Here is a 13334-nt window from a genome sequence, read left to right on the forward strand (position 1 = left end):
CCGGCTTCCACGACTATGTCGCCAAGTTCGACCGTCCCGGTCTGATCGCGGCGCTGAAGGAACAGACCGCGGGCGCCGCCGGCGCCTCCGAGCTGAGCCGGGCCGCGGCGTAACCAGCGGGATCAGGAGATACGCTTATGGCCAACAAGATGCAGACCACCGAAGGCGCCATGGTCGAATACGTCACCGCGATGATCGGCGGCCAGCTGTTCGGCCTGCCGATCTCCCGCGTCCAGGACGTGTTCATGCCCGAGCGCGTCACCCGCGTGCCGCTGTCCTCGCGCGAGATCGCGGGCGTCCTCAACCTGCGCGGCCGCATCGTCACCGTGGTCGACATGCGCGCCCGTCTCGGCCTGCCCAGGCCCGAGGACGGCAAGGTGCCGATGGCGGTCGGTGTCGACCTGCGCGGCGAATCCTATGGCCTGCTGATCGACCAGATCGGCGAGGTGCTGCGCCTACCCGAGGACGGCAAGGAAGAGAACCCCGTCAACCTCGACCCCCGCATGGCCAAGCTCGCCGGCGGTGTCCACCGTCTCGACGGCCAGCTCATGGTCGTCCTCGACGTCGATCGCGTCCTCGAGCTCGAAACCAAGGTCCAAATGGCTGCGTGAGCCAACGAAACATCGAAGCCGGAGAACCAAAATGAAAACGTGTTTGGTGGTCGATGATTCCAGCGTCGTGCGCAAGATTGCGCGCCGCATCCTGGAAGGCCTGGATTTCCAGGTCACCGAAGCCGAGGACGGCTCGAAGGCGCTGGAGATCTGCCAGCGGCAACTGCCCGACGCGGTGCTGCTGGACTGGAACATGCCCGTGATGGACGGCTTCGAGTTCATGGGCCACATGCGCCGCCTGCCGGGCGGCGATCAGCCGAAGGTGGTGTTCTGCACCACCGAGAACAACGTGGCTCACATCGCCCAGGCGCTCAGCGGCGGCGCCAACGAGTACATCATGAAGCCCTTCGACAAAGACATTATCGCCGACAAGTTCGCTGAAGTCGGCTTGATCCCGGTCGGACAAGCCATGGTCTGAGTGTGTCTGGCCCGAGTGTTTCGGCCAGAGTGTTTTCAGTACAGCTTTCGAGAGGCCATCTGTGACCCCGACCGAGTATGAGTATCTGCGCAAGTTCCTGAAGGACAATTCCGGTCTCGATCTGTCCGCAGACAAGCAATATCTGATCGAAAGCCGTCTCTTGCCGCTCGCCCGCAAGGCCGGGCTCTCCGGCATCCCCGAGCTCGTGCAGAAACTGCAAGGCGGCTCCCGCGTGCTCATCACCGACGTGGTCGAAGCCATGACCACCAACGAGACCTTCTTCTTCCGCGACAAGGTCCCGTTCGATCATTTCCGCGACACCATCATGCCCGAGGTCATCAAGGCGCGGGCCGGCCGCCGCAGCGTGCGGATCTGGTGCGCCGCCGGTTCGACCGGGCAGGAGCCCTATTCGCTGGCGATGTGCCTGAAGGAGATGGGTGCAGCCCTCACCGGCTGGCGCGTCGAGATCATCGCGACCGATCTGTCGCAGGAGGTGCTGGAGAAGGCCAAGGCCGGCATCTACAGCCAGTTCGAGGTGCAGCGCGGCCTGCCGATCCAGATGCTGGTGAAATATTTCAAGCAGACCGGCGAGACCTGGCAGATCAATCCCGAATTGCGGGCGATGATCCAGCACCGCCAGCTCAACCTGCTGCACGATTTCGCCCAGCTCGGTACGTTCGACGTCATCTTCTGCCGCAACGTGCTGATCTATTTCGACCAGGAGACCAAGATCAACATCTTCAACCGGCTGGCGCGCCAGATCGAGCCCGACGGCTTCCTCGTGCTGGGGGCCGCCGAAACCGTGGTCGGACTGACCGATACGTTCAGGCCGATTCCCGACCGGCGCGGCCTCTACAAGCCGAACGATCCGCGTGCCGCCGCAGCCAAGCCGGCCCTCGCCGGCGCGGCGCCGCGCATGGCGGTGATGGCAGGACGATAGGCATGGCCGAGGATGGAAAAGGCGCGGAGCGCGTGACGTTCAGTCGCGGCTATGATGTCTGCATCATGGCCATCGACGGCACCTGGCGCCGTGACTGCAAGCTCAACGCCATTTCCGACACCGACGCCATCCTCACGGTTGAAGGCTCGATCCAGGGGCTGAACCTGAAAGAGTTCTTCCTGCTGTTGTCGTCCACCGGCCTTGCCTATCGCCGCTGCGAGCTGGTGCGCGTCAACGGCGCCGAAATGGACATCCAGTTCCTGCGCGGCAAGAACCGGAAGAAGCGCGGCGCGGCCGGCGGCCACGACGCGGCAGCCTGACCGGCGCGCGGCGGCGCCGGCGCTTTCCGCCACGTTGCTTTACATTTGCTGAAACATCCGGACGAATTTGCCGCGGCGGCTTTACGTGGCCGAAGCCCGCGCCGTGTATCCATTGCCCGTCTCAATCTCAGGAATACGGCAATGCCCAGAAGTTCCCTCTCCCCCGTCCCGTCAAACCTGCCCGACGTCGCCGAGCGGCGTGCGCTCCAGCTCCTGGTGGTCGATGACGACGCCACGCAGCGCAGCCTGATCACGGTCGCCGCCAAGCAGGCCGGCCACGAAGTCACCGTGGCGCCGTCCGTGGTGGAAGCGATCGAGAAGCTCCGCGCCGCGCGCTTTGACTGCGTGACGCTCGATCTCGTGCTGGAGGATGGCGACGGCATCGACGTGTTGCGCGAGATGGCGAAGGCGAAGTTCGCCGGTGCCGTGATCGTCATCAGCGGCATGGACGGCAAGCGCCGCAGCGCTGCCCGCAGCTTCGCCCGCTCCGTCGGGATCCAGCTCCAGGGCCTGCCGAAGCCGCTCGATCTGGCGGCCCTGCGCATCAGCCTCGCCAACCTCGGCAAGACCGCGATGGGGCTGCCGGCGATCCACACCTGGGGTGGTGTCGCCAGCGACGCGATCGTGGAACGGCACCGCACCTGACGCGCGGAGCTGCCATGCAATCGGGCGCGGCCGCCGCCGCGCCGATCGCAACCTATACCGGGTCGCCGGAATCCGACAGGTATTGAAGGGCGCGGCAGAGGCCCGCCCGACAGAGGTTGAGGGCGGCGCTCGCCGTGGCATAACGCGGCGTGACGTCGTCGAGCACCAAAATGCCGGTGGAACCCGCCTGATCGCCACTGTCGCCCGCGTCGATCATGGCTGCGTCGATCAGGCGCATGCTGCTCTCGATCTGCGCGATCAGGCAGCGAAGGTCGGCCGCGATCAACTGACGGCTCTCGGCCTCGGGCGTCGTGACGAGAAGTGGCGTGCCAGCCGAATTTAGCATGGATATTCTCCGTCCCCCGCAATTAGGCGCCATGCCGCTACTTGTGCGTTAAGTCCATGTCCCGTACAAATACGGGTGGGCCGAATCCGCGCCGAACGCCATAAGGGTTGGCGCGGACGCGAGTCCTCAATGCCGAATGGACTCTAATGCCAATTGGACATGGCACATGGCCGAACAAACCTCTCGCGGTGAAATCTTCGTAGTCGACGACGACCCGGCCGTTCGCGACACCTTGTCGATGGTGTTGAAGGCGGCGGGCTATGAGGTGATCTGTTTTGCGGACGGCGCAGCGCTGCTCTCCGTCGCGCGAAACCGCACACCGGCTGCGATCCTGCTCGACGTGAACATTCCCGGAAAGTCGGGTCTCGACATTCTGAAGGAGCTGCAGGGTGAGGATTATCCGGCGCCGATCTTCATGATCTCCGGGCAGGGCGACATCGCGATGGCGGTGGGCGCCATCAAGAGCGGCGCGCTCGACTTCATCGAGAAGCCGTTCCGCGGCAGCGAGATCGTCGGCCGGCTCGACGAGGCGATCGGCGCCTATGCGCGCAGGCAGGCGGAGAACGCAGCGCCGAAATTCGGCTCGCTGCATTTCCCCGGACGCGAGCCGTTGACGCGGCGTGAGCGCGAGGTGCTCGAGCAGTTCGCCGCCGGCGCATCCAACAAGGAAGCCGGCCGCACGCTCGGCATCAGCCCGCGCACCATCGAGGACCACCGCGCCAACATCATGAAGAAGCTCGGCGCGCGCAATGCGGCCGACCTGATCCGGATCGTGATGACCGCGGCGCAGCGCGCGTCGTAAGTCTTCCGGTTGAGCTTTCGTAGCCCGGGTGAGCCAACGGGTCGGCGCGAAGCGCCGCCCGATGACAGGCTCCGCGACACCCGGGAACACTGCCGCAGAGTCCCGGATGTCGCTTCGCTCATCCGGGCTACAGCACGGCGAGTTAGGCCAGCAGCGCCCTGCGGATGATCCGCGCGAGATCCGATTTGCGGTAGGGCTTTGCGAGCAGCAGAACGCCCGAATCCAGCCGGCCGTGATGGATGATCGCGTTCTCGGTATAGCCCGACGTGTAGACCACTTTGAGATCGGGGCGCGTCTTCATCAGCTCGTCGGCGAGCTGCCGTCCGTTCATCTTGCCGGGCATGATGACGTCGGTGAACAGCAGGTCGAACGGCTCTCCGGCGGCAACGATCGCGAGCGCTTCCGCGGCGTTCGCAGCCTGCAAGGTGACGTAGCCCAGCGCATGCAGTTGCGCCAGCACGTAGTCGCGCACCAGCCGGTCGTCCTCGACCACCAGGATCGTCTCGTGTCCGCCCTCGATCGTCGCGGGGATCACGCCGTCGCCGACCGCCGTCGCCGTCTTGCCGGGCGGCAGGTACATCTTGATCGTGGTGCCGTGGCCTTCCTCGCTGTAGATCTTGATGTGGCCTGCGGACTGCTTGATGAAGCCGTAGACCATCGAAAGCCCGAGTCCGGTGCCCTTGCCCGGTCCCTTCGAGGTGAAGAAGGGATCGAACACCCTGGCGAGCATGTTGGATGGAATGCCGGTTCCGGTGTCGCTCACGGCGATCAGCACATAGTGTCCGGGCCGGACGTCGTTGACGCTGGCATAGACCTCGTCGAGATAGGCGGTGCCCGTCTCCACGATCAGCTTGCCGCCGCCGGGCATGGCGTCGCGGGCGTTGAGCGCGAGGTTGAGGATCGCCGTGGTGAGCTGGTTGGGATCGACGATCGCAACGCAGCTCTCCTCCTCGAACACGGATTCGATCTGGATCTGCTCGCCCAGCGTCGGCCGCAGCAGCTTTGCGGTGTCGACGATCAGCGAGTTGATGTCGATCTCGCGCGGCTGGAGCGGCTGCTTGCGCGCGAACGCGAGCAGGTGCTGGGTCAGCTCGGCGCCGCGTCCGGCGGCCTCGTCGATCATCCGGGTGATCGCCGCAAGCTCGGGCTCCTTGGCCACTGCGTCGCTGAGGATTTCGATCGTCCCGGTGATCACGGTGAGGATGTTGTTGAAGTCGTGCGCCACGCCGCCGGTGAGCTGGCCGACCGCCTCCATCTTCTCGGCATGTCGGATGCGCTCCTCGGACGCGATCTTGTCGGTGAGGTCGCGGTAGAAAACGTTGAACAGAATGCCCTCGCGGCGCTTCAGCGCCGTGACGCTCAGCTCGGCCTTGAATTCCTTGCCGTCGCGACGGCGAACCATGAGCTCGCGGCGGCGGTTGAGCCTCCGGCCATCCGCGGACTCCAGGAAGTGCGCGAGGCCGACCGTGACCCGCCGGCGCTCACTCTGTGCGACGATCAGATCGACCGCATTCCTGCCCAGCGCCTCGTCGCGGCGCCAGCCGAACAGCTCTTCGGCCCGCGAGCTCCAGTTCAGGATGATGCTGCGGTCGTCGGTCTGGACGAAGGCGTCGAGCGCGGTCTCGACGATGTTGCGGGCCAGCTGCTCGCTTTCGCGCAAGGACTCCGCGGCGAGCCTTGCCTCGGTCATGTCGCGCCCGACGAAGAAGTAGCGCTTGGCCTGATCGGACCAGTTGCCGAGCCAGGACAGCCAGATCTCGTGTCCGTCCCTGTGGAGGCAGCGGGTGTCGGCGAGTTTCGGATGCCCGCCGCGCCTGAGCGCACGCATTTCCTCGCGCGATTGATCGAGATGGTCCGGGTGGATGAAATCGACGCCGCTGCGGCCGATCATGTCGTCGGGCGGGTGGCCGAGAACGGCCTCGCAGCTCGGGCTGATCTGCACGATGCGGCCCTGCGAGTCCATGATTATGATCAGGTCCTGCGAGGCGTCGAAAAGCTGCCGCCGCTCCTCGAGCTGCTGCTTTAGCGCCCGCTCGGTCCGTCGCGCCTCGGTGAGGCTGCGCGCCGAGCCCGAGGCGCCGATGATCTCGCCGGAGGGGCCCCTGATCGGCGAGAGGCTCACCGAGATTTCGACCGGGCTGCCATCCTTGCGCAGGCGCGCGGTTTCGAAATGTTCGATCCGCTCACCCCTCGCAATCCGCCGAAGATAGTCCTTGACCTCTTCGCGGCGATCAGGCGGAAGGAGAATCGACGTCGGCTGTCCGATCGCTTCCTCGGCCGAATAGCCGTAGAGGCGTTCGGCTGCCGCGTTCCAGCCGATGATGGTGCCGTCGAGCGTTTGCAGGACGATCGAATCGTCGGAGGATTGGACCGCCGCGCTGAACAGGCTCTCGCGGACGGCGAGCTGATCGCGGACGGCCTCGGTGCGACGCCGCTCCTCGATCTCGTACTCCAGTGCCGACGTCTTTGCCTTCATCTCCTCGACCATATGGGCAAAGGCCCGCGCCAGCACACCCGTCTCGCCGCTTGCATCGACGGGAATGTCCGCTGGCCGTCCGCTGCCGATGGCTTCCACGGCCGCGGTCAGGCGCCCGATCGGGCGAGTCAGGGAGCGTGCCACCAGCACCGCGAGCAAAGCCGCGGCGAGGACGGACAGCAGGCCGACGAGCAAGGACGTTTTTTGAATGGCGGCCGGCACGCGGCCAAAGACGGCCGGGGGAATGGTCACGATGATTGCGACCCATTCCTTGCTCGCAAGCACCGCAGGCGCGATCGCCGCGCCGCTCGGCCGGCCGGATGCATCGGTCGTGAGCTGCGTGGATACTCCCGGCGAGCCTGCCAGGGCTGAGAAGAATGGGAAATCATTGCGCCAGTTGGTGGGGTGGCCGCGCAATGAGCCGAATTCTCGCGTCTGATCGGGATGAACCAGATAGTCGCCGCGCGCATTCACGACGTAGATCTCGCCCCCCGAGCTCGTCGTCGAGCGAATGCGGTCGAGTGCCGGACGCATGTCGATATTGGCGATGATGATGCCGAACGGCTTGCCGTCCGGCGTGAACAGCGGCGTCGCGGCCCGCAGGGTCGGCGTGTGCAAGGCCGTGGTTCCCCCCTGGCGGGTCGCGAGTTCGATGGGCGACACATAAATCTCGCCCTGCGCCAGTCGTATCGTTTCCTGAAAGTAGGTTCGTTCGCTCTTGCGCTCCAGTTCGCTGTCAGGGACGATCCGTACTGCTCCGTTCGGGCCGGAGCGATCGACGCGGACCAGTTCGCGCTGGTCGTCGTCAAGGCCGATGATTCGAAACTGCCCGTAGCTGGGTTTGGCCTCGATCTCGGCCGCGAGCCGCGCCGCGATGCGCTCGCGCCAGGTCTGCTCTGAAACGCCGTCGAGTGCGTCGATTCCTCCGCCGAGGTGAGCCCGGATCAGACCGTTGATTCCCGCGGCGGAGCGATAGCCGAGCAGATCGCCGCGAACTCCGGCAACGTAGGATTCAAGATTGGTGGCCAGCAGGCGTGACTGGGCTTCGACCCGCTCCAGGACCCGCGGAATGACGGCTTGTGTTGTGTTGCGATAGCCCAGCCAACCGACTGCGGTCACGGTAGCCGCCACCAGCAGGATCATCGCAATGGCCAGCCGCGTTGCAAGTGTCATGGAGATAATCGCAGGGGTTTCCGGATGACCGCGCCTGTCCTGGCCTGGAGCAGAGGAAGCGCCGTCGTCATCGGCGGCCGGTTCTGACATCGGGCTCCTCCGGCTTGCCCGCGTCGAGGCAGCCGTTGACCGCGGCGAGCAGCGCGTCTGCCCGGAACGGCTTCTGAAGGCTTGCCACTGCGCCGAGCTTGGTCGCCATCTTCAGGAAATCCGGCTCCGCATAGGCGTCCGGCGAGATCGATCGGCCGGAAATGACGATGATCGGAATCGCCGGCTGCTGCGCCCGGATGTGGCGCATCGCCTCCAGCCCGTCCATGCCGGGCATGAAGATGTCGAGAAACAGGAGGTCGAACTGACTGGCCTCGAACAGCGCAAGTCCCTTGTGGCCGTCACCGGCGACGGTGACGTGATGACCGGCCCTCTCCAGAAGCAGCCGGATCGTGATCTGCACGGCCGGGTCGTCATCCACGATCAGGATGTTGGCCACGTCTGAATTCCTCCGGCTCGGCTGGGACGTTCCAGTGACCGCAAATCAAAGCATCAAAAACGAAATTGTTGCGCGGATTCTGTCCGCCCCGCAAGCGGCTTGCGTTTTGGGTGCGATTGACCCGGCCGCCGCGCAAAAGGGGGGCGATGCCATTGCAGTTTGTACGCACGCTTGCGTGCATATGAGCCCGTGGTATCGCCGTAGTTGTACGGAGCCCGGATTTCACCATGAGTTAAAGGCGAGTGACCACAATCCCCCTCAGTTTCGGTACCCGCATTTTGCGCATTTCATTGTCCACATTCTGGCCTCTGCCCCACGCCGGCCGATCAACCGACCATCAGCACGAGATCTTTCATGTTTAAATCGATTGCGAACACCGGAATTCGGACCCGGCTGCTCGGCGGCTTTGCGCTGATCTGCGTTCTGCTCGCCGCGACTGTAATTTACACCGTCGCGGCCGTCTCGGATATCTCGTCGCGCATCAAGACGGTCGTGGATCAGCGAGCGCCGGTCGCCGTCGCAAGCACGGAGCTCGTCGGCAATCTCTACTCCACGCTCTCGGTGCTGCGCGGCTATCTGCTGACCGGCGATGCGCAGGGCAAGCGTGACCGGGCGGCGGTCTGGGCCGATCTCGATCGCACCGCCGCTGCGGTCGACCGCATGGCGGAGGGTTTCTCCAGTCCGCAGAACAAGACCACCTGGAGCGAAGCCAAGGCACTGATCGCAGAATTCCGCCAGGCCCAGGACAAGGCTGAGCTCACCGCCTTCACCCCGTCGGCCTATCCTGCGAGCGAGCTCCTGGCAAAGGAGGCCGCGCCGCTGATCGCGACCATGTTCGCCGAGATCACCGCGATGATCGACGAGGAGGAGGCACTGGAGGCGACGCCGCAGCGCAAGCGCCTGCTCAAGACCTTCGCCGACGTGCGCGGCAATCTGGCCGCGGCGGGATCGCAATTGCGGCTCTACGTCGCCTCGGGCGAGGCGGCCGACCGTGACAAGTTCGAAAAGCCGCTTGCGACCTTCAGGGCCGCGCTCGCATCCGTCGGGACCCAGGCGGATCTGCTCACCGAAAGGCAGGCGACCGCCTACCGGGCCATCGCGAGGGCGAACGAGGCCTTCACGCCGTTGCCGCAGAAGATCTTCGCGATCCGCCAGACGCCGCAATGGAACATGCCGGTCTTCATCCTGTCCACCGAGGCCGCTCCGCGCGCGGCCCGGATCCTCGATCTTCTCGACGGCAGGAAGGACGCCGAGGGCAAGCGCGCGGGCGGCCTCAAGAGTGACCAGCAGTCCAAGCTTGCCGAGGACGCCCGCAGCGTGGCCGACGAGGTCGAGAGACTGCTCCTGCTGCAATGGATCCTGCTCGCCGCGGGGCTGGCGCTCGGAACGGCGATTGCGATCCTGGTCGCGCGCTCCATCACCCGTCCGATCGTCGAACTGGTCGGCGATTCCGCGCGCCTGTCCGGCGGCGATACCAGTGTCGAATTCAGGACGGCCGAGCGCGGCGACGAGATCGGGGTAGTCTCGCAGGCGGTGGCCAAATTCCGCGACAACGTAATCGCCCAGCAGCAGGCGGCGGCGGAGCTCGCGCGCGAAGCGGAGGCCCGCGAGGCGGCCAACCGCAACACGGAGCGCGCGGTCGAGGAATTTCGTGCGACCTCGCGCGACCTGCTCGCGCTGGTCGACGAGAATGCGGGGACCATGCGACAGACCGCGGAGAGCCTCGGCGGCATCGCGCACCATGCGACGAGCCAGGCCGCTTCCGCGGCGAGCGCGTCCGAGCAGACGGCGGTCAACGTCCAGACCGTCGCCGCAGCGGCCGAGCAGCTTGCGAGCTCCATCGTCGAGATCGGCCGGCAGATCGAACTGTCGAACAAGACCGTGCGGTCCGCGGGCGAGGTGACCGCGCGCTCCGAGGCCGAGATCGAAGGTCTCGCGCACGCGGCCCAGAGCATCAGCTCGGTGGTCGACCTGATCCAGGCGATCGCGGCCCAGACCAACCTCCTGGCGCTCAACGCCACCATCGAGGCGGCGCGCGCCGGTGAGGCCGGCCGCGGCTTTGCGGTGGTGGCCTCCGAGGTCAAGGCGCTGGCCGACCAGACCCGTAATGCGACGCAGGACATCACCCAGCACATTGCCGCGATCCAGAATTCGACCGGCAGCGCGGTCGCCTCCGTCAAGGAGGTCGCAACCGCCATGCGCCGGATCGACGAGGTGACCGCGGCGATCGCCAGCGCCGTGGAGGAGCAGGGCGCGGCGACGCGGGAGATCTCGCAGAACGTCCAGATGGCGGCGTCGGGAACGCAGACGCTGGCCACCAGCATCGGGACCGTCTCCGGCGCCATCGCGGAAACCAACCGCTCGGCCGACGACGTGATGGGGGCCGCGAACCACGTTTCGGGGGCGGCCGAACGCCTCGCCGCCGAGGTGCAGGCCTTCTTCGTCAAGCTGCGCAGCGGTCCGATGGACCGCCGCAGGAGCGACGATGCCGATTATCGCGGGCCGGAGCGGCGCACCGCCGCCTGACTAGTCCGTCAGGTATTCGGGGTGGTGGCTCCGGATCTTGTCGAGCTCGCTGAGCGTGCCCGACAGATGCTTGCGCAGATGCTGTTGCGCGGCATCGGCGTCTGCCGCCTCGATCGCGCGGGTGATCAGTCTGTGGTGGCGCACGATGTTCTGGGCCTTGCCGGGCGAGGGCAGGTGCAGCCGGCGCAGGCGGTCGATATGTCCGCTGCGGCTGCGCACCAGCGCCCACAGCTCTTGCTTGCCGGCGGCTGCATAAAGCTGTGCATGAAAATCATTGTCGCCGGCGATGAAGCTCTCGAAGTCCCCGGCCTTGGCGAATTGCTGCTGGAGCGCGATCGCGTGGTCGAGGCGGATGACCAGGGCATGGTCATGTTGCTCCGCGAGCATCCGGACGATTTCGAGCTCGAGCGCCTGGCGCAGGAAATGGGCCTGCTCGGCGCGGCCGACGTCGACCCGGCTGACCACGGTCGCGTGCTGCGGAAACACGTCGACGAGCCCTTCCTCCTCCAGCCGCATCAGCGCGTCCCGGATCGGCGTCGAGCTGACACCGAATTGCGCGGCGAGATCGGTACGCGACAGCGGCGAGCCCGGCGGCAGTTCGAGCGCGAGAATGGCGTTGCGCAGCCGCTCGAACACCTGCGGCGCGGCCTGGCGGCCGCGATCGAGCCGGGCGGCCGTGCGGAGCGCGGGATGGGCTGATTCCATGACTGCGATTCCGGCGGACTTGCCTTTGATGCACTAATGCATTAGTGCATTAGCAAGGTCTCCCGTCAATGGCGGCCAGAGGAAACGAACAACAATGATGACGCAATTCCAGCGCTGCTGCGCCGCCATGGCCCTGATCGCCGCAACCGTCCTGCCGGTATCCGCGGCGCATGCGCAGCAGAAGTCCGAGATCTCGCTGTCGCGCCAGCCCGGCATTTTCTACATGCCGAGCCACATCATGGAGAAGCAGAAGCTGATCGAGAAGCATGCTGCTTCGCTCGGGGTATCAGGCGTCACCACCAAATGGGTGACCTTCTCCGGCGGCGGCGCGCAGACCGATGCGCTGCTCGCGGGCGGCGTGGACATTCTCAACACCGGCACCGGCAATCTCCTGCTGCTGTGGGACCGCACCCGCGGCGGCGTGAAGGGCATCGTCGCGACCTCGGCGCAGCCGATGACGCTGATCAGCCGCGACGCCAACATCAAGTCGATCAGGGATTTCGGCCCCGGCGACAAGATCGCGGTGCCGACCGTCAAGGTCTCGACCCAGGCAATCGTGCTTCAGATCGCGGCGGCCGAGGCCTTCGGCGCCGATCAATGGTCCAAGCTCGACGCCAACACCGTGCAGCTCGGCCATCCCGACGCCTATGCGGCGCTCGCCAATTCCAAGCACGAGGTGCACACCCACTTCTCGATCCCGCCCTTCACGTTCCTGGAGCTGAAGAACGTGCCGGGCGCGCATGTCGTGCTGTCGTCGCCCGATGTGATGGGCGGCCCGCTCAGCCAGGCGCAATTCTTCACCACGACCAAATTTGCCGACGCCAATCCCAAGATCGTCCAGGCGGTGCGCGACGCCACCAAGGAAGCGCAGGACCTGATCCGCAGCGACACCAAACAGGCCGTCGAGATCTACAAGGAGATCACCGGCGACAAGACCTCGGTGGAGGAGCTGCTCGATCTCCTGAAGGAGCCCGGCATGATGGAATGGAATCTCGAGCCGCAGGGCACGATGAAGTTCGCCGCCCATCTCTACAAGACCGGCACGCTGAAGATGCAGCCCAAGGCCTGGACCGACTATTATCTCCCCGTCGCGCACGACCTGAAGGGCAACTGATGGCGCTGCTCGATGTCAGCGGCGTGACGCTGCGCTACAAGACCTCCAGCGCCGTCGTCACCGCCACCGAGAGGGTGAGCTTCACCGTCGACAGGTCCGACCGCTTCGTGCTGCTCGGGCCGTCCGGCTGCGGCAAGTCGACCCTGCTCAAGGCCGTCGGCGGCTACATGAGCCCGAGCGAAGGCCGCATGAGCATCAACGGCCGCGAGATCCACGGTCCCGGCGCCGACCGGATGATGATCTTCCAGGAGTTCGACCAGCTGCTGCCGTGGAAGACCGTGCTTGCCAACGTGATGTTCCCGCTGCTCACCGCGCGAAAGCTGCCGCGCAAGGACGCCGAGGCACGCGCGCGGGCCTATATCGAGAAGGTCGGCCTCACCCGCGTCGTCGATGCCTATCCGCACACGTTGTCCGGCGGCATGAAGCAGCGCGTCGCGATCGCGCGCGGCATGGCGATGGAGCCGGACATCCTGCTGATGGACGAGCCGTTCGCGGCGCTGGACGCGCTGACGCGCCGGACCTGCCAGGACGAGCTGCTCCAGCTCTGGAGCGAGACCAGGTTCACCGTGCTGTTCGTGACCCATTCGATCGCGGAAGCAATCCGCATCGGCAACCGTATCCTCTTGCTGTCGCCGCATCCCGGCCGCGTCAAGGCCGAGGTGGTCGACGTCGACAAGGTCTCGGGCGCGGACGGCAGCGCCGGCCGGCTGGAGAAGGAGATCCACGATCTCCTGTTCGCTGCCGAAGCCACGGCGCATTGAGGGAGCCTCC

General features: G+C 65.8%; 13 protein-coding genes. 9 read left to right on the top strand and 4 right to left on the bottom strand.

What is annotated here, in order from left to right; translation table 11 throughout:
- The first annotated feature begins 137 nt into the window (after positions 1–137).
- From XI08_RS05140 to XI08_RS05160, 5 genes are all read left to right on the top strand, one after another.
- On the top strand, positions 138–611 hold the full coding sequence (locus XI08_RS05140; protein ID WP_027546798.1) for a chemotaxis protein CheW: 474 nt from the start codon (positions 138–140) through the stop codon (positions 609–611).
- A gap of 31 nt (positions 612–642) precedes the next feature.
- The gene (locus XI08_RS05145; RefSeq protein WP_027546797.1) at positions 643–1029 is read left to right on the top strand and encodes a response regulator; all 387 of its coding nucleotides are present in this window, start codon (positions 643–645) and stop codon (positions 1027–1029) included.
- Positions 1030–1090: 61 nt separating this feature from the next.
- Positions 1091–1969, top strand: a complete 879-nt coding sequence (locus XI08_RS05150; protein WP_027546796.1) for a CheR family methyltransferase — start codon at positions 1091–1093, stop codon at positions 1967–1969.
- Positions 1970–1971: 2 nt separating this feature from the next.
- Entirely contained in the window at positions 1972–2289 is a 318-nt protein-coding gene (locus XI08_RS05155) for a hypothetical protein (RefSeq protein ID WP_011083221.1), read from the top strand.
- A gap of 141 nt (positions 2290–2430) precedes the next feature.
- The gene (locus tag XI08_RS05160; protein ID WP_271573622.1) at positions 2431–2934 is read left to right on the top strand and encodes a response regulator; all 504 of its coding nucleotides are present in this window, start codon (positions 2431–2433) and stop codon (positions 2932–2934) included.
- Between the two features lie 52 nt (positions 2935–2986).
- Here the strand turns inward: XI08_RS05160 and XI08_RS05165 are convergent, their stop codons facing one another.
- Entirely contained in the window at positions 2987–3280 is a 294-nt protein-coding gene (locus tag XI08_RS05165) for a hypothetical protein (protein ID WP_271573623.1), read from the bottom strand.
- 166 nt (positions 3281–3446) lie between these two features.
- On the opposite strand from XI08_RS05165, the gene XI08_RS05170 reads away from it, so the two are divergent.
- Positions 3447–4082, top strand: coding sequence for a response regulator transcription factor (locus XI08_RS05170; protein WP_027546793.1), 636 nt, complete (start codon positions 3447–3449; stop codon positions 4080–4082).
- A gap of 142 nt (positions 4083–4224) precedes the next feature.
- Here the strand turns inward: XI08_RS05170 and XI08_RS05175 are convergent, their stop codons facing one another.
- The gene (locus tag XI08_RS05175) at positions 4225–7821 is read right to left on the bottom strand and encodes a PAS domain S-box protein (protein ID WP_271573624.1); all 3597 of its coding nucleotides are present in this window, start codon (positions 7819–7821) and stop codon (positions 4225–4227) included.
- Entirely contained in the window at positions 7799–8218 is a 420-nt protein-coding gene (locus tag XI08_RS05180; RefSeq protein WP_027546791.1) for a response regulator, read from the bottom strand. The genes XI08_RS05175 and XI08_RS05180 overlap by 23 nt, the downstream gene beginning before the upstream one ends.
- Before the next feature lie 354 nt (positions 8219–8572).
- Between XI08_RS05180 and XI08_RS05185 the strand changes: the two genes are divergently transcribed.
- On the top strand, positions 8573–10744 hold the full coding sequence (locus tag XI08_RS05185) for a HAMP domain-containing methyl-accepting chemotaxis protein (RefSeq protein WP_271573625.1): 2172 nt from the start codon (positions 8573–8575) through the stop codon (positions 10742–10744).
- Here the strand turns inward: XI08_RS05185 and XI08_RS05190 are convergent, their stop codons facing one another.
- Positions 10745–11449: a GntR family transcriptional regulator gene (locus XI08_RS05190; protein WP_271573626.1), complete on the bottom strand. Its 705-nt coding sequence runs from the start codon at positions 11447–11449 to the stop codon at positions 10745–10747.
- Positions 11450–11576: 127 nt separating this feature from the next.
- Between XI08_RS05190 and XI08_RS05195 the strand changes: the two genes are divergently transcribed.
- On the top strand, positions 11577–12563 hold the full coding sequence (locus XI08_RS05195) for an ABC transporter substrate-binding protein (RefSeq protein WP_271573682.1): 987 nt from the start codon (positions 11577–11579) through the stop codon (positions 12561–12563).
- Positions 12563–13324 carry an ABC transporter ATP-binding protein gene (locus XI08_RS05200; RefSeq protein WP_271573627.1) on the top strand — a complete coding sequence of 254 codons (762 nt, stop codon included), beginning with the start codon at positions 12563–12565 and terminating at the stop codon, positions 13322–13324. The genes XI08_RS05195 and XI08_RS05200 overlap by 1 nt, the downstream gene beginning before the upstream one ends.
- Positions 13325–13334: the final 10 nt, after the last annotated feature.

This window comes from Bradyrhizobium sp. CCBAU 11361 (assembly GCF_028128935.1).
Lineage (GTDB): Bacteria > Pseudomonadota > Alphaproteobacteria > Rhizobiales > Xanthobacteraceae > Bradyrhizobium > Bradyrhizobium niftali.

What these genes read in the sequence shown, in the direction of transcription:
- XI08_RS05165 (WP_271573623.1), bottom strand. Translation starts at nt 3,280, where the DNA reads ATGCTAAATTCGGCTGGCACGCCACTTCTCGTCACGACGCCCGAGGCC.
- XI08_RS05190 (WP_271573626.1), bottom strand. Translation starts at nt 11,449, where the DNA reads ATGGAATCAGCCCATCCCGCGCTCCGCACGGCCGCCCGGCTCGATCGC.
- XI08_RS05200 (WP_271573627.1), top strand. Translation starts at nt 12,563, where the DNA reads ATGGCGCTGCTCGATGTCAGCGGCGTGACGCTGCGCTACAAGACCTCC.
- XI08_RS05160 (WP_271573622.1), top strand. Translation starts at nt 2,431, where the DNA reads ATGCCCAGAAGTTCCCTCTCCCCCGTCCCGTCAAACCTGCCCGACGTC.
- XI08_RS05175 (WP_271573624.1), bottom strand. Translation starts at nt 7,821, where the DNA reads ATGTCAGAACCGGCCGCCGATGACGACGGCGCTTCCTCTGCTCCAGGC.
- XI08_RS05140 (WP_027546798.1), top strand. Translation starts at nt 138, where the DNA reads ATGGCCAACAAGATGCAGACCACCGAAGGCGCCATGGTCGAATACGTC.
- XI08_RS05195 (WP_271573682.1), top strand. Translation starts at nt 11,577, where the DNA reads ATGGCCCTGATCGCCGCAACCGTCCTGCCGGTATCCGCGGCGCATGCG.
- XI08_RS05155 (WP_011083221.1), top strand. Translation starts at nt 1,972, where the DNA reads ATGGCCGAGGATGGAAAAGGCGCGGAGCGCGTGACGTTCAGTCGCGGC.
- XI08_RS05145 (WP_027546797.1), top strand. Translation starts at nt 643, where the DNA reads ATGAAAACGTGTTTGGTGGTCGATGATTCCAGCGTCGTGCGCAAGATT.
- XI08_RS05185 (WP_271573625.1), top strand. Translation starts at nt 8,573, where the DNA reads ATGTTTAAATCGATTGCGAACACCGGAATTCGGACCCGGCTGCTCGGC.
- XI08_RS05170 (WP_027546793.1), top strand. Translation starts at nt 3,447, where the DNA reads ATGGCCGAACAAACCTCTCGCGGTGAAATCTTCGTAGTCGACGACGAC.